The 14,839-nt window shown below is 63.4% G+C and carries 12 protein-coding genes and 1 pseudogene; 6 read left to right on the top strand and 7 right to left on the bottom strand.

What is annotated here, in order from left to right; genetic code table 11:
* The first annotated feature begins 23 nt into the window (after window positions 1-23).
* The 5 genes from N2604_RS08295 to N2604_RS08275 all read left to right on the top strand — a co-directional run bounded on the left by N2604_RS08295 (window position 24) and on the right by N2604_RS08275 (window position 7,064).
* Window positions 24-1,256, top strand: a complete 1,233-nt coding sequence (locus N2604_RS08295) for an ABC transporter substrate-binding protein (RefSeq protein ID WP_260374270.1) — start codon at window positions 24-26, stop codon at window positions 1,254-1,256.
* Between the two features lie 117 nt (window positions 1,257-1,373).
* Window positions 1,374-2,600, top strand: a complete 1,227-nt coding sequence (locus N2604_RS08290) for an ABC transporter substrate-binding protein (protein WP_260374269.1) — start codon at window positions 1,374-1,376, stop codon at window positions 2,598-2,600.
* A 254-nt stretch (window positions 2,601-2,854) separates the two neighbouring features.
* Window positions 2,855-4,084, top strand: a complete 1,230-nt coding sequence (locus tag N2604_RS08285; RefSeq protein ID WP_260374268.1) for an ABC transporter substrate-binding protein — start codon at window positions 2,855-2,857, stop codon at window positions 4,082-4,084.
* A 180-nt stretch (window positions 4,085-4,264) separates the two neighbouring features.
* A complete protein-coding gene (locus tag N2604_RS08280; RefSeq protein WP_260374267.1) occupies window positions 4,265-5,494 on the top strand; it encodes an ABC transporter substrate-binding protein in 1,230 nt (409 codons plus the stop codon).
* Between the two features lie 286 nt (window positions 5,495-5,780).
* On the top strand, window positions 5,781-7,064 hold the full coding sequence (locus tag N2604_RS08275; protein WP_260374266.1) for a glycerate kinase: 1,284 nt from the start codon (window positions 5,781-5,783) through the stop codon (window positions 7,062-7,064).
* A gap of 12 nt (window positions 7,065-7,076) precedes the next feature.
* Here N2604_RS08275 and N2604_RS08270 read toward each other — a convergent pair whose 3' ends face one another.
* From N2604_RS08270 to N2604_RS08240, 7 genes are read right to left on the bottom strand one after another with little or no spacing between them, the layout of a single operon-like run.
* Window positions 7,077-7,601: an NADH-quinone oxidoreductase subunit B family protein gene (locus N2604_RS08270; RefSeq protein ID WP_260374265.1), complete on the bottom strand. Its 525-nt coding sequence runs from the start codon at window positions 7,599-7,601 to the stop codon at window positions 7,077-7,079.
* A gap of 3 nt (window positions 7,602-7,604) precedes the next feature.
* The gene (locus N2604_RS08265; RefSeq protein ID WP_260374264.1) at window positions 7,605-9,113 is read right to left on the bottom strand and encodes an NADH-quinone oxidoreductase subunit C; all 1,509 of its coding nucleotides are present in this window, start codon (window positions 9,111-9,113) and stop codon (window positions 7,605-7,607) included.
* A 3-nt stretch (window positions 9,114-9,116) separates the two neighbouring features.
* Complete coding sequence (locus tag N2604_RS08260; RefSeq protein ID WP_260374263.1) at window positions 9,117-10,556, bottom strand: hydrogenase 4 subunit F; 1,440 nt, start codon at window positions 10,554-10,556, stop codon at window positions 9,117-9,119.
* Window positions 10,553-11,215 (bottom strand): hydrogenase-4 component E, encoded by a 663-nt coding sequence (locus tag N2604_RS08255; RefSeq protein ID WP_260374262.1) that lies wholly within the window; start codon window positions 11,213-11,215, stop codon window positions 10,553-10,555. The genes N2604_RS08260 and N2604_RS08255 overlap by 4 nt, the downstream gene beginning before the upstream one ends.
* A gap of 3 nt (window positions 11,216-11,218) precedes the next feature.
* Window positions 11,219-12,175, bottom strand: coding sequence for a respiratory chain complex I subunit 1 family protein (locus N2604_RS08250; protein WP_260374261.1), 957 nt, complete (start codon window positions 12,173-12,175; stop codon window positions 11,219-11,221).
* Window positions 12,172-14,172, bottom strand: coding sequence for a hydrogenase 4 subunit B (gene hyfB, locus N2604_RS08245; RefSeq protein ID WP_260374260.1), 2,001 nt, complete (start codon window positions 14,170-14,172; stop codon window positions 12,172-12,174). Before hyfB ends, N2604_RS08250 begins: the two co-directional genes overlap by 4 nt.
* A gap of 37 nt (window positions 14,173-14,209) precedes the next feature.
* Window positions 14,210-14,479, bottom strand: coding sequence for a helix-turn-helix domain-containing protein (locus N2604_RS08240; RefSeq protein WP_035711260.1), 270 nt, complete (start codon window positions 14,477-14,479; stop codon window positions 14,210-14,212).
* A 123-nt stretch (window positions 14,480-14,602) separates the two neighbouring features.
* On the opposite strand from N2604_RS08240, the pseudogene N2604_RS39400 reads away from it, so the two are divergent.
* Window positions 14,603-14,789, top strand: a pseudogene (locus N2604_RS39400) (MOFRL family protein); the annotation flags it as partial.
* Window positions 14,790-14,839 lie beyond the last annotated feature (50 nt).

The raw sequence follows: 14,839 nt of genomic DNA, 5'->3' as shown, positions 1-14,839 counted from the left end.
TTGAATTAACCAAGGAGACCGAATTGGATTTTGGAAGAACACTGCGAGCCGCCGCGCTGGTCACGGCAACGGCGGCCATCACCCTCACCTCCGGCGCTGCACTCGCCCAAAAGAAATACGACACCGGCGCGTCCGATACCGAGATCAAGATCGGCAACATCATGCCGTACAGCGGTCCGGCGTCGGCCTATGGCATCATCGGCAAGACCGAAGAAGCCTATTTCAAGATGATCAACGACAAGGGCGGCATCAACGGCCGCAAGGTCAATTTCGTGACCTATGACGACGGCTATTCGCCGCCGAAGGCCGTCGAGCAGGTCCGCAAGCTGGTCGAGAGCGACGAGGTGCTGGCCGTCTTCAACCCGCTCGGCACGCCCTCGAACAGCGCGATCCAGAAATATCTCAACGCCAAGAAAATCCCCCAGCTCTTCGTCGCCACCGGCGCCACCAAGTGGAACGATCCGAAGAACTTCCCCTGGACCATCGGCTGGCAGCCCTCCTACCAGAGCGAAGCGCACATCTACGCGAAATGGCTGATGAAGGAGAAGCCGGACGCCAAGATCGCGATCCTCTATCAGAACGACGATTTCGGCAAAGACTACCTCAAGGGCACCAAGGACGGTCTCGGCGCCAAGGCGTCCATGATCATCCTGGAGGAGAGCTACGAGGTTTCCGAGCCGTCGATCGACGGCCACATCGTCAAGATCAAGGCCGCCAATCCCGACGTGCTGCTGATCTACGCGACGCCGAAATTCGCGGCCCAGACCATCAAGAAGACCGCCGAGCTCAGCTGGAAGCCGCTCCAGATCCTCACCAACGTGTCGATCTCGGTGGGCAGCGTGATGAAGCCGGCCGGCTTCGAGAACGCGCAGGGCGTGCTGTCGGCCGCCTATGCCAAGGACTCGACGGACCCGCAATGGGCCAACGATCCCGGGATGAAGAGGTGGAACGAGTTCGTCGACAAGTACATGCCGGGCGCCGACAAGTCGGACACCAGCATGGTCTATGGCTACGGCGCCGCCTCGACCCTGGCCAAGGTGCTGGAAATGAGCGGTGACGATCTCACCCGCGCCAACATCATGAAGCAGGCCGCGAGCCTGAAGGACTTCGCGCCGGATACGCTGCTGCCCGGCGTCAAGATCAACACCAGCGCCACCGACTTCGCTCCGATCGCGCAGCTCCAGATGATGCGCTTCAAGGGTGAGAAGTGGGAACTGTTCGGCGAGATCATCAGCGGTGACGTCGCCTCCGAGTGACGGGCTGACGCGATCACCCAAGACGAGGAGCCCCCGCGGACAGCCGCGGGGGCTTTTTGTTGACGACAGGCGCCAATCTTGTTCAATGCGATCGATCCATCCCGGGGTAGGAGAACAATGGCCGCTGTTCGTTCCCAGGTTGCGCTCCTCTGGGCCGCGCTCGCCTTGTGCACTGCAACGAGCAGCGGAGCGCTGGCGCAGAAGAAATACGACAGCGGCGCGTCCGATACCGAGATCAAGATCGGTAACATCATGCCCTATAGCGGTCCGGCCTCCGCCTATGCCGCGATCGGCAGGACCGAGGAAGCCTATTTCAACAAGATCAATGCCGAGGGCGGCATCAACGGCCGCAAGATCAAATTCATCTCCTATGACGACGGCTATTCGCCGCCGAAGACGGTGGAACAGGCGCGCAAGCTGGTCGAGAGCGACAATGTGCTGCTGATCTTCGGCTCGCTCGGCACCTCCACCAACAGCGCCATCCGCAAATACATGAACGAGAAGAAGGTGCCGCAATTGTTCGTGGCGAGCGGCGCGTCGAAATGGAACGATCCCAAGCAATATCCCTGGACCATGGGCTGGCAGCCGAGCTACGCGAGCGAAGCGCGCATCTATGCCAAATACATCATGAAGGAGAAGCCGGACGGAAAGATCGGCGTGCTCTACCAGAATGACGATTTCGGCAAAGACTATCTATTGGGGTTGAAGGAGGGCCTCGGCGCCAAGGCTTCGATGATCGTGCGGGAGGAAGCCTACGACATCTCCGAGACCGCAATCGACGAGCGAGTCGTGAAGCTGAAGGCGACCGGCGCCGATATCTTCATCAGCTTCACCAACCAGAAATTCGCCGCGGAAGGAATCAAGAAAGCGGCGGAGATCAACTGGCATCCGATGCAGATCATCTCCAACGTCTCGGCTTCGGTCAGCGGCGTATTGGAGCCGGCGGGCATCGAAATCTCGCAAGGCGTCCTGTCGGCGACCTACACCAAGGACGGCTCCGACCCGCAGTGGAATGCCGATGACGGCATGAAGAAGTTCTACAACTTCCTCGCCCAATACCAGCCCAAGGCCAACAAGCTCGATGCCGGCGTCGTGTTCGGCTACGCCGCCGCGCAGACCATGGTGAAGGTGCTGCAGATGTGCGGCGACGATCTCACCCGCGAGAACGTCATGAAGCAGGCCGCCAGCCTGAAGGACTTCGAACCCGATACGCTGCTGCCCGGCATCAAGATCAACACCGCGCCGGACAATTTCGCCCCGATCGAGCAGCTGCAGATGATGCGCTTCAAGGGCAAGAAATGGGAGCTGTTCGGCGACATCATCTCGAGCGAGATGAGTCATTGAGCGCCGCCGCGGCGCAATTCAAGATCGTTGCTTCTTCCGCTAGCAACTCCAGCGGTGAGTTTGCCGCGCAAAAATCTCACGCGCCGGAATATTAACTATCGCCTTCGAAGAGATCGCCGCCCCCGCGACGCTCGTGCGAGGCGTTTGTCTTGCTGACGGCCGTGGATAGGTATTGAATACGCGATGGAGCGACGAGCAACGATCGCTCCCAACAAGAACAATCGACACAATCAAACCCACCTAGGGAGAGCAAGATGCCTGCAATGCATGTGCGATTGGGGGCCGTCTCGGCCGCCCTCGTGCTGGCTGCCACACTTTCCACGGCGGCGTCCGCGCAGAAGAAATACGACACGGGCGCATCCGACACCGAAATCAAGATCGGCAACATCATGCCCTATAGCGGTCCCGCATCCGCCTACGGCGTGATCGGCAAGACCGAAGAGGCCTATTTCCGCAAGATCAACGCCGAGGGCGGCATCAACGGCCGCAAGATCAACTTCGTCTCCTATGACGACGCCTATTCGCCGCCGAAGACGGTGGAGCAGGCGCGCAAGCTGGTCGAGAGCGACGAGGTGCTGCTGATCTTCAACTCGCTCGGCACGCCGCCCAACTCGGCGATCCAGAAATACATGAACCAGAAGAAGGTGCCGCAGCTGTTCGTCGCCACCGGCGCCACCAAATGGAACGATCCGCAGAACTTCCCGTGGACGATGGGCTGGCAGCCGAACTACCAGAGCGAGGCGATCATCTACGCCAAGTACATCCTGAAGAACCATCCGAACGCCAAGATCGCCGTGCTCTACCAGAACGACGATTACGGCAAGGATTATCTGAAGGGCTTCAAGGACGGCCTGGGCGCCAAGGCCGCCTCGATGATCGTCATCGAGGACAGCTACGAAGTCTCCGAGCCGACCATCGACTCCCACATCGTCAAGATGAAGGCGACCAACGCCGACGTTTTCTTCAACATAACCACGCCGAAATTTGCGGCGCAGGCGATCAAGAAGAACGCAGAGATCGGCTGGAAGCCGCTCCACTTCCTCAACAACGTGTCCGTTTCGATCGGCAGCGTGATGAAGCCGGCCGGTTTCGAGAACGGTCAGGACATCATCTCCTCGGCCTATCTGAAGGATCCGACCGATCCGGAATGGAAGACCGATGCGGCAGTCAAGGCCTGGAATGAGTTCCTGGACAAGTACTATCCCGAGGCCAATCGCGCCGACGTCAGCGTGATGTACGGTTACATCGTGGCTCAGGGGCTCGTGCAAGTCTTGAAGGCCTGCGGCGACGATCTGACGCGCGCGAACGTGATGAAGCAGGCCGCCAGCCTCAGGGACTTTGAGCCCGCCGGCCTGCTGCCGGGTGTCAAGGTCAATACCAGCCCGACCGACTTTGCACCGCTTTCGCAGTTGCAACTAATGCGCTTCAAGGGCGAAAGCTGGGAGCGGTTCGGCGATATCGTCAGCGGCGACGTCGGCGGCTGACCCTCAACCAGTCGCTAAAGAGGTAAGTCCCAGTCGACTAAAGACGCAGCCCCTGCGGCCCTGCCGCAGGGGCTTTTCCTTGAAGCTTTCGGGCAAATCGTATTGAATTGCGGCCGCGTCGCCAAGAACAATCAAGCCAAGAAAAGGGACGCGCAAACCAAGAAAAACAGGGAGATTGGAATGCCTGCTGTCACCGGCAAGCTTGCGGCCGCATCATTGGCGCTCGCGCTCATCGCGGCTTCGGCCTCAACCGCATCGGCCCAGAAGAAATACGATGCCGGCGCGACCGACACCGAGATCAAGATCGGCAACATCATGCCCTACAGCGGACCGGCCTCCGCCTATGGCATCATCGGGCGCACCGAAGCCGCCTATTTCAAGAAGATCAACGAGGAGGGCGGCATCAACGGCCGCAAGATCAATTTCGTCTCCTACGACGACGCCTACTCACCGCCGAAGACGGTGGAGCAGGCGCGCAAGCTGGTCGAGAGCGACGAGGTTCTGCTCGTCTTCAACTCGCTCGGCACGCCGCCGAACACGGCGATCCAGAAATACATGAACTCGAAAAAGGTGCCGCAACTGTTCGTCGCCACCGGCGCCACCAAGTGGAACGATCCGCAGAACTTCCCGTGGACGATGGGCTGGCAGCCCAACTACCAGAGCGAGACGCAGATCTACGCCAAGTACATCCTCAAGGCCATGCCGAACGCCAAGATCGGCGTCCTCTACCAGAACGACGATTACGGCAAGGACTATTTGAAGGGCCTGAAGGACGGCCTAGGGGCCAAGGCCGCGAGCATGATCGTGCTGGAGGAAAGCTACGAGACATCGGAGCCGACCATCGACAATCACATCGTCAAGCTGAAAGCCACCGGCGCTGACGTCTTCATCAACATCACCACGCCGAAATTCGCGGCACAGGCGATCAAGAAGATCTCCGAGATCGGCTGGAAGCCGACTCACTTCCTCAACAACGTCTCGGCCTCGGTCGGCAGCGTGATCAAGCCCGCCGGCTTCGAGAATTCGCAGGACATCATCTCGGCCGCCTATCTGAAGGACGTCTCCGATCCGCAGTGGAAGGACGACGCCGGCATGAAGGCGTTCCTGGAGTTCATGACGAAGTACTTCCCCGAAGGCGACAAGCTCGACGGCGGCACCATCGTCGGCTACGGCGTGGCACAGACGCTGGTCGAAGTGCTGAAGAAATGCGGCGACAATCTCACGCGCGAGAACGTCATGAAGCAGGCGGCGAGCCTGAAGGACTTCCGCACCGAGGTGCTGCTGCCCGGCATCAAGATCAATACCGGGCCGAACGACTTCGCTCCGATCAGCTCGCTCCAGCTCATGAAGTTCAAGGGCGAGAAGTGGGATCTGTTCGGTGACGTGATCAGCGCCGACGCCGGCGGCTAAAGCGCGATGCGATTAGAATGAATCTCATCGCGCTTCAGGTTATTGTTTGAGCATGATCTTTTCGGAAAACCGCTACGCACTTTTCCGGATCATGCTCTAGCCGCTAAGGCGCGGACAAAGCCCCCTGCGCTGATCACGCAGGGGGCTTCTGCTTTGTACGGCAATTATGATCACGCGATTGCACAATCGAATGACGGCGAAGGCGCTTACGCTTCGGCGCCCGATGCGGTAGGCAGATGGCGGCGACCTCGTCGCCGCCACTCCCGTCTGCTCAAGGCCATTGTCCATGACCGATCGACGTCCCCTGCTCCGCGCGCTCTACGACGCCGCCGTTGCCGCCGCCCATCCCAACGTGGTGCTGGCCCCTCACCTGCGGCCTGCGCCCCGGGGGCGCGTGATCTGCCTCGCCGCCGGCAAGGGCGCCGGCGCGATGGCGGCGGCCGCGGAGCGGCATTATCTCGACGCGCTGGGATCGGCGCCGGAGCGCCTCGTCGGCATCGCCACCACGCGCCACGGCTACGGCGTGCCGACGCGCCGCATTCGCGTGGTCGAGGCCGGTCATCCCGTGCCTGACGAAGCCGGCCTGAAGGGCGCGGCCGACACGCTCGCACTCGCGGGCGAGGCCGGGCCGGACGATCTGCTGCTGGTGCTGCTGACCGGCGGCGGCTCGGCCAACTGGATCGCACCGGTGGACGGCATCAGCTTCGCGCAGAAGCAGGCGGTCAACAAGGCACTGCTGCGCTCGGGCGCACCGATCGGCGAGATCAACGTCGTGCGCAAGCACCTGTCGCGGATCAAGGGCGGCCGTCTCGCCCGCGCCGGCAGGAATGCCGCCGAGATCGTGACGCTCGCGATCTCCGACGTGCCGCATGACGATCCTTCCGCGATCGCCTCCGGCCCCACCGTGCCCGATCCGACCACGCTGGCCGATGCGCGCGCGATCGTGGCGAAATACAAGCTCGACATCGACGATGCGGTGCGCCGCGCGCTCGACGATCCCAACAACGAGAGCTGCAAGCCGGGTGACGCCGCCTTTGCGCGTGCGCATTTCGAGCTGATCGCGCGGCCCAAGCAGTCGCTGGACGCCGCGCTGAAGCTCGCACGCGAGTCCGGTTACGAGACCATCGATCTCGGCGCCGATCTCGAAGGCGAGGCGCGCGAAGTCGCCGCCGATCACGCCAGGCTGGCGCTCGAGGCACGCAGCCGAGGCAAGCGCGTCGCGATCCTCTCCGGCGGCGAGCTCACGGTCACCGTGCGCGGCAACGGGCGCGGCGGACCGAACCAGGAATACGCACTGGCGCTGGCCTCGCTCTTGAAGGACACGGTCGGCATTTCGGCGCTGGCCGGCGACACCGACGGCGCCGATGGCGGCGCCGGCCACCCGACCGACCCGGCCGGCGCGCTGATCGATGCCGCAACGTTCGCGAAGATGAAGGCGCTGGGGCTCGAGCCGCAGGCCTATCTCGACAACAACGACGCCACGACATTCTTCGAGGCGGCAGGGGATCTGCTGCAGCCCGGCCCGACACTGACGAATGTGAACGACATCCGGGTGATTTTGGTGGATTAGCGTGAGCGCGGCTTACCGTTTGCCGCTGACGTGTTCCAGCAGCGCGAGCAGGCCCTTCAACAAGTCCGTCGGCGACGGCGGGCAGCCCGTGATGTGCAAATCAACCGGAATGGTCTCGGAGACGCCGCCAACGCAGGCGTAGCTGCCTCTGAAAAGACCGCCATCGATCGCGCAGCCGCCGACCGCGACGACCCATTTCGGATCTGGCGTCGCATTGTAGGTCCGCTCCAGCGCCTGTCGCATGTTCTTCGTCACCGGACCCGTGACCAGCAGCACGTCGGCGTGCCGCGGCGAGGCGACGAAACGCAGGCCGAAACGTTCGATGTCGTAGAAGGCGTTGGACAGCGCGTGGACCTCCAGCTCGCAGCCGTTGCAGGAGCCGGCATCGACCTCGCGAATGGCAAGAGAACGCCCAAGCCTGGCCTGGGCCGCGCGGTCGACTTTCGTCGCAAGCTCCGCCAGCGCCGACTCGTCCGGCCCCGGCGCGGGCTCCGTCAGCGAGCCATGGGTGAGGCTTTCGAGCAAGGTCTTGCGCATGGCTTAGAGGTCCGCACCCGAATAGGAACAGTTGAACGACTTATTGCAGAGCGGAAAGTCGGCAATGATGTTGCCCTCGATCGCAGCTTCCAGCAGCGGCCACTGGAACCATGAGGCGTCGCGCAGGTGGCAGCGTTCGACGCGCAGCTCACCATCGAGCCGCAGCCACACCAGAACGTCGCCGCGGAAGGCCTCGGTGAGCGCCAGGCCTTCGCATGCGCCGCGCCCCGCCGGCGGCGCGCTGCTGATCTCGCCCGGCTCGATCAGGTCGAGGATCTGCGCGATCAGCTCGACGCTCTGCTCGACCTCGCGGATGCGGATCCAGACCCGTGCGTTGACATCGCCGGCTTCCAGCACCGGCACCTCGAACGACAATTGTTCGTAGGGCGCATAAGCAAGCGTGCGTCGTGCATCGAAATTGCGGCCCGAGGCGCGGCCGACATAGCCGCCGGCGCCGAACTGACGGGCATAGTCCGCCTTCACGATGCCCGTGGTGACGGTGCGGTCCTGCAAGGATGCGGTGTTGTCGTAAAGCTCGATCAGGCGCGGGAATACCTTCTTGATTTCAGCAAGCAGCATTCGCAGCGCCGGGATACCGTCCGGCGCCATGTCGCGCGCCAGGCCACCGGGCACGACGACGTCCATCATCAGGCGATGGCCGAACGCAGCATCCGCAGCGCGCAGGGTCCGCTCGCGCAAAATGCCGGTCTGGGCGTGCATCAGCGCGAACGACGCATCGTTGCAGATCGCGCCGATGTCGCCGAAATGATTGGCGAGCCGCTCCAATTCCGCCATCAACGCCCGCAAGTACGTCGCGCGCCGCGGCACCTCGATGTCGAGCGCGGCTTCCGCCGCGCGGGCAAAGGCGAAAGCGTAGGCCACCGCGCTATCGCCGGAGGTCCGGTTGGCGAGCTTTGCCGCGGCCTCGAGGCTCGCGCCCAGCATCAGCGACTCGATGCCCTTGTGGGTGTAGCCGAGCCGCTGCTCCAGCCGCACCACATGCTCACCATTGGCGGTGAAGCGGAAGTGGCCGGGCTCGATGATCCCGGCATGGACCGGGCCGACCGCGACCTGATGCAGCGCCTCGCCCTCGGACGGCAGGAACTGGTATGGCCGCACGTGGCGCGATGCGTTGCGGCCCGAGAGCGGAAAGGATTTGCCCCAGACGTCGTGATCGAGCCATGGCCGCAGATCGTCAGCGCCGGTCGGAGCAAGCCCGAACAGATCATGAATGGTCCGCTCGAGCCGAAGCGCCGGCGGATGACGGCCGGCAACGCTTGGAAATGTGCCGGCCGTACACGCGTAGGTCACGACCGCGATCTCGGCCGAGCCTCCATCGAGCATCGCCATATGCACCGCGGTCGGCTCGCCCCAGAAGCCAAGCAGTGTGAGGCCTCCCTCGACCAGTCGATCGATCGCCGCCTGCCAGCCCGCCTCCGTCACGACCGCGCGCGGCCACGGTCGGTGCGATGGCACCGCACTGACATGGGGGATGCTGTCGAGGATGCCCATGGCCTACCCCAGGAGCTTCGCGACGTTCTGGAAGCCGGTGACCAGCACCGGCGGCAGATAGATGCCGGCCATCAGAACCAAGCCGAGATGCGTGAACATCGGCACGTAGGACGCTTCCGCGGGCGCGGTCTTGCCTTTGGGCTCGCCAAACATCACCGGTCCGATCCGCAAGAAAAGCCCGCCGAGCGCGATGATGATGCCGAGCACCAGGATCACCGTCAGCCAGGGCGCGCGGGCGAAAGTCGAGCTCACCACCAGGAACTCGCTCATGAAGATGCCGAGCGGCGGCAGCCCGACGATGGCGATGACGCCGAGCATCAGGCCCCAGCCGAGCGCGGGGTTGGTCACCGTGAGCCCGCCGATATCGGCGATCTTCTGTGTGCCCTTGACCTGTGCGATGTGGCCGACCGCAAAGAAGATCGCCGACTTGGTCAGCGAATGCATGGTCATGTGCAACAGTCCTGCGAAATTCGCGAGCGGCCCGCCCATTCCGAAGGCGAAGACGATGATGCCCATATGCTCGATCGAGGAATAGGCGAACATCCGCTTGATGTCGCGGCGCCGGTACAGCATCAGCGAAGCGAAGATCACCGAGATCAGGCCCATGGTCACCATCAACGGACCCGGCGCGATCGCCGCAGAGTTGACCGCGAGCATCATCTTGAAGCGCAGGAGCGCATAGAGCGCGACATTGAGCAACAGGCCGGACAGCACCGCCGAGATCGGCGTCGGGCCCTCTGCATGCGCATCCGGCAGCCAAGCATGCAGCGGTGCGAGGCCGACCTTGGTGCCATAGCCGAGCAGGAGGAAGGCGAAGGCGACGTTGAGCAACGCCGGGTCGAACTGTGCGGCGTGCTTCACCAGCACCGTCCATACCATGCCGTCCAGCCCCTCGCCCACCACGGGGCGCGCCGCCATATAGACCAGGATGGTGCCGAACAGCGCGAGCGCAATACCGACGCTACCGAGGATGAAGTATTTCCAAGCTGCCTCCAGCGCCTCATGGGTGCGGTAGATGCCGACCATCAGGACCGTCGTCAGCGTCGCCACCTCGACCGCGACCCACATCAGTCCGATATTGTTGGCGAGGAGCGCGAGGTTCATCGCGAACATCAGCGTCTGATACATCGCGTGATAGAAGCGCAGGAACGCCGGCGCCAGGCGCCCGATCTCGATCTCGTGCTGGATGTAGCTCGCGCTGAACACCGATGTGGTGAAGCTGACGAAGGTGGTCAACACGACGAAGACCTTGTTGAGGTCGTCCATCAGCAGATACTGCCCCGATACCGGTTCGACCACGAACAGCGAGAGTGAGGTGAGGAAGGTCGCGAGCGCTGCCACTACATTCAGCTTGGCCGTCAGTCGGTAGCCGGGCAAAATTGCCAGCAGCGCCGCCGAGAGGGCCGGAATCAAGAGGATGGCGCTGAGGGCGTCGATGCTCATCGCCGCTCTCCGCGAAAGCGATCAAGCTCCTGCACGTCCACGCTGTCGAAACGCTCGCGGATGCGGAACAGGAAGATGCCGATCACGATGAAGGCGATCAGCACCGAGAAGGCGACACTGATCTCGACCACCAGCGGCATGCCCTTCGCGCCGGTTGCCGCCAGCACCAGCCCGTTCTCCAGCGACATGAATCCGACGACCTGGCTCACGGCGTTGCGTCGCGTCACCATGATCAGGAGCCCCAGCAGCACAACCGACAGCGCGAAGGCAAGGTCCTCGCGCGCGAGCGCGTCAGCGCTCGGCGTCACCCGCAGCATCACCACCATCGACAGCGCGACGAGGCCGATACCGGCCATCATGGTCAACCCGATGCCGATCGCATTCTCGATCTCGCGGTGGATACCGAGCCGCTTGATGATCCGGTGCAGCGCCACCGGGATGATGATGGCCTTGAACAGCAGCGCGATCAGCGCCGTGACATAGAGATGCGGCGCTTGCTGCACATAGGCCTGCCAGGCTACCGATAGCGCCAGCACGCCGGCATGCAGTGCATAGACATTGAGCAGCGCATAAAGGCGGTCCTGATAGAGCATCATGAAGCTCGCCAGCACGAGGGAGCCGGCGAGCAGATGGGCGATGTCGAATTGCAGGCTGCTCATCTCTTAGAGGCTCCCCGACACAAAGCGCAACAGGGTGGCAAGCATTGCCAGCATCAGCGCCGCGCCCAAGAACTCCGGAATCCGGAACACGCGCATCTTGGCGATCGACGTCTCGAACACGGCGAGCAAAAAGCCAAGCACCGCCAGCTTGCCGAAATAGAGCAGCGCGCCAAAGACGAGCCTCGCAATGCCCGCGTCGGCAGTCGCCGTGCCCCATGGCAGGAACACGCAGGCGATCAGCGAGACATAGAGCAGGAGCTTGAGCTGCGACGACAGATCGATCAGCGCGAGATGCCGCCCCGAATATTCCAGCACCATGGCCTCGTGCACCATGGTGAGCTCGAGATGGGTGGCGGGGTTATCAACGGGAATACGGGCATTCTCCGCCAGCGCTACGATGGTCAGTGCCACGAACGCCATGCCCAGGGACACACGCAGACCGACCGCGTCCGAGCCCATGAACTCGGCCACGTTGGGGAGCTGCGTCGAGCCGGCGATCATCGCAACCGAGAACACCGTGATCAGCATCGCGGGCTCGGCGAGGGAGGCGATCATGACCTCGCGGCTGGAGCCGATGCCGCCGAAGGCGGTGCCGACGTCCATGCCGGCAAGCGCCTGGAAGAAACGGGCGCTGCCGAGCAGCGCAATGATGGCGATGAGATCGGCGGTCCAGGAGAACAACAGGCCATTGCCGAAAGTCGGTACCAGCGAGGCGGCGACCCAGGTGCCCGCGAAGATCAGATAGGGAATGACACGGAACAGCCAGGATGCGTTGTCCGCGAGCACGACGTCCTTGCGCATCAGGCGAATGAGGTCGCGATAGGGCTGAAGCAGCGGCGGCCCGCGCCGGCGCAGCAGCCGCGCCTTCACCTTGCGCACGAAACCCGTCAGCAGCGGCGTGAGCCCCAGCACCAGCGACATCTGGGCGCCCTGGGAGAGGATATCGCGCAGCGCGCTCATAGTGCCACCACCAGCAACAGTACCACCAGCGCCACGAAGACGAGCGTCAGATAGCGGCGGATGGTGAGGAACTGCAGGATATTGATGCGGTCGGTCGCAAAGCCGATGACCTTCGCGATCGGCGCGTACAGCACATCCCAGATCAGATCGTGCAGTTCGACCTGGAGCCGCGCGGGAACCGGCGAGGACGGCGGCGGCATCTCGCCGATCTCGCGTGCGGCAAAGACGACGCTGCCGAACACGCGGCGGATCGGCTGCGAGAAGCTCGAAGCCGAGTACTGGATCAAAGGGTTCGGATCGGGATAGCCGCAATCCCAGGCCGGTGCGCGGCGCAAGCGATCGGAGGCGAGACGGTGAATGGCTGTCGCCGCCGTCGTGCCGCAGAGCGCCGCGAACAGGAACACCAGAAGGCCGTTATAGGAGCTGCGGCTTTCGGCGATCGGCACGATGGTGAGCCACTGCAATCCGACCTGATGCGGCATGATGTTGCCGACCATAGCCTTGCTCACCGGCGCCAGCGCATCGATGAACAACCCGGGCAGGATGCCGGCAACGAGGCAAAGGGCGGCAAGCACGAACATCGCGGTCAGCGAGAAGCGGTCGGTCTCATGTGCTGACGCCGCGACATCCGAACGCGGCCGGCCGAGGAAGCTGATGCCATAGAGCTTGACGAAGCAGGCCGCGGCAAAGGCGGCGGCGAGCGCCAGCAAACCGCCGACCGCCGGAATGACCAGCTTGAGGCCCCATGAGGGCAGCTGCGGTGAGAGCAGGATCGCCTGGAAGGTCAGCCATTCCGAAACGAAGCCGTTGAATGGCGGCAATGCCGAGATCGCGACGCAGCCGACCAGCACCGCGAACGCCGTCCTCGGCATGCGATGGATCAGCCCGCCGAGCTTCTCCATGTCGCGCTCACCGGTTGCTCCCAGCACCGCGCCGGCGCCGAAGAACAACAGGCTCTTGAACAGCGCATGGTTGAAGACATGCAGCATCGCCGCGGTGAAAGCGAGCGCCGCCACCCAGTCGAGTCCTTCCGCCTTGAAAGCCAGCGCCAACCCGAGGCCGGTGAAGATGATGCCGATATTCTCTATCGTTGAATAAGCGAGCACGCGCTTGATATCGCGCTGCATCAGCGCGTAGAGCACGCCCAGGGTCGCCGACGGACCGCCGACCAGCAGCACCACCATGCTCCACCACCACACCGGTTCGGGCAGAAGATCAAAGACGATGCGCACGAAGCCGTAGACGGCGACCTTGGTCATGACGCCGCTCATGAGGCCGGAGACGTGGCTGGGTGCGGCGGGATGGGCGAGCGGCAGCCAAGCGTGCAGCGGCACCAGGCCAGCCTTGGAGCCGGCGCCCAGCAGCATGAGGATCACCACCACGCCGCTCAGCGCAGCGGAAGGATGCGAGGCTCGGATCGCATCGAAATCGTAGCCGGCGCCGCTCGCGAGCAGGCCGAAGGCGAGCAGCAGCGCCAGCGTGCCGAAACTTGCCATCAAGAGATAGACATAGCCAGCGCGGATGTTCTCGGCCTCCCGGTGATGCGAGACCACCATCGCCCAGGAGGTCAGCGACATGAATTCCCAGGCGACCAGGAAGCTGAAGGCATCGTTTGCCAGCACGACGACGTTCATCCCCGCGAGATAGGCAGGATAGAACGGCAGCACGCGGCCGGGGGAGTCCTCGTGCCTGAAGTAGCCGAGCGCGAACAGGCTCGCAGCGGCGCCGCCGAGATTGACGACGACGAGGAAGAAGGCCGACAGCGCATCGAGCCGGAAATGGGCACCGAGCCAGGGCAGGCCGATCGGCAGTGTCGCGCTCGGCGTCAGATGAGGGAAAAAGAGCAGATCCGACAGCGCCGTGACACATAGCGTCGATGTGGCGATCAGGCATCCGCCGTAGAGGATGATCGAGCCGCGCGGGCGCGTCGACAGCACGACTCCCGCAGGCGCCAGCGCCAGCAGAGCCGCCACTGACCATAGCGCCACAGCGATCATAGCCGCTCCTGGATCATGATTTGCGCGCGCGTCATCACTATTGGCCGCCTGCGCTCGGGGGTGGAGACTTCAGCCGAACACCGCGCCCCCCGGCGCTCGACACCGCCCCCTCGGCGATCAGCTCGATGCCGGCAACCGACAGCGCCTCGACCAGCTTCACCAGGGAATCGACATTGCCGCGGATCACCCCTTCGGAGGCCTCCATGCGCTGGATCGTCGGCAGCGACAGCGAACAGCGCTGCGCGAGTTCGCGCTGGTCGATCCTGAGCAAGGCACGGGCGGCTCGAAGCTGCGCGGCGGTGATCACGGGGCACAACGTCCGTGGCAGTTACAGTGCTTGATTTACCAAGCTTAGGGCGCGCAAAGTGATGTTTCAAGCATCATCTTCTAGATGCAATGCATCATTCCGCGCAACGTCCTCCGAGTACGCCCCCCGAACGCGTGTGGCGCTCTGATCGATGCCGCGACCTTCGCGAGGATGAAGACGCTGGGGCTCGCCGCAGGCCTCTCTCGACAACAACGACGCGACCGCGTTCTTCGAGGCCACGGGCGATCTGCTACAGCCCGGCCCGACGCTGACCAACGTGAACGACATCCGCGTGATTTTGGTGGATTGAGGCGCTTACCCTCCCCTGGAGGGCAGGGCTATCGCATATCACTCGTGGCG

The organism is Bradyrhizobium sp. CB1015 (genome assembly GCF_025200925.1).
Classification (GTDB): Bacteria; Pseudomonadota; Alphaproteobacteria; order Rhizobiales; family Xanthobacteraceae; genus Bradyrhizobium.
The sequence above is the reverse complement of the archived record's forward strand: the minus strand, read 5'-3'. Positions and strand labels throughout refer to the sequence as shown.

What these genes read in the sequence shown, in the direction of transcription:
- N2604_RS08275 (WP_260374266.1), top strand. Translation starts at nt 5,781, where the DNA reads ATGACCGATCGACGTCCCCTGCTCCGCGCGCTCTACGACGCCGCCGTT.
- N2604_RS08250 (WP_260374261.1), bottom strand. Translation starts at nt 12,175, where the DNA reads ATGAGCGCGCTGCGCGATATCCTCTCCCAGGGCGCCCAGATGTCGCTG.
- N2604_RS08255 (WP_260374262.1), bottom strand. Translation starts at nt 11,215, where the DNA reads ATGAGCAGCCTGCAATTCGACATCGCCCATCTGCTCGCCGGCTCCCTC.
- N2604_RS08285 (WP_260374268.1), top strand. Translation starts at nt 2,855, where the DNA reads ATGCCTGCAATGCATGTGCGATTGGGGGCCGTCTCGGCCGCCCTCGTG.
- N2604_RS08270 (WP_260374265.1), bottom strand. Translation starts at nt 7,601, where the DNA reads ATGCGCAAGACCTTGCTCGAAAGCCTCACCCATGGCTCGCTGACGGAG.
- N2604_RS08265 (WP_260374264.1), bottom strand. Translation starts at nt 9,113, where the DNA reads ATGGGCATCCTCGACAGCATCCCCCATGTCAGTGCGGTGCCATCGCAC.
- N2604_RS08260 (WP_260374263.1), bottom strand. Translation starts at nt 10,556, where the DNA reads ATGAGCATCGACGCCCTCAGCGCCATCCTCTTGATTCCGGCCCTCTCG.
- hyfB (WP_260374260.1), bottom strand. Translation starts at nt 14,172, where the DNA reads ATGATCGCTGTGGCGCTATGGTCAGTGGCGGCTCTGCTGGCGCTGGCG.
- N2604_RS08280 (WP_260374267.1), top strand. Translation starts at nt 4,265, where the DNA reads ATGCCTGCTGTCACCGGCAAGCTTGCGGCCGCATCATTGGCGCTCGCG.
- N2604_RS08290 (WP_260374269.1), top strand. Translation starts at nt 1,374, where the DNA reads ATGGCCGCTGTTCGTTCCCAGGTTGCGCTCCTCTGGGCCGCGCTCGCC.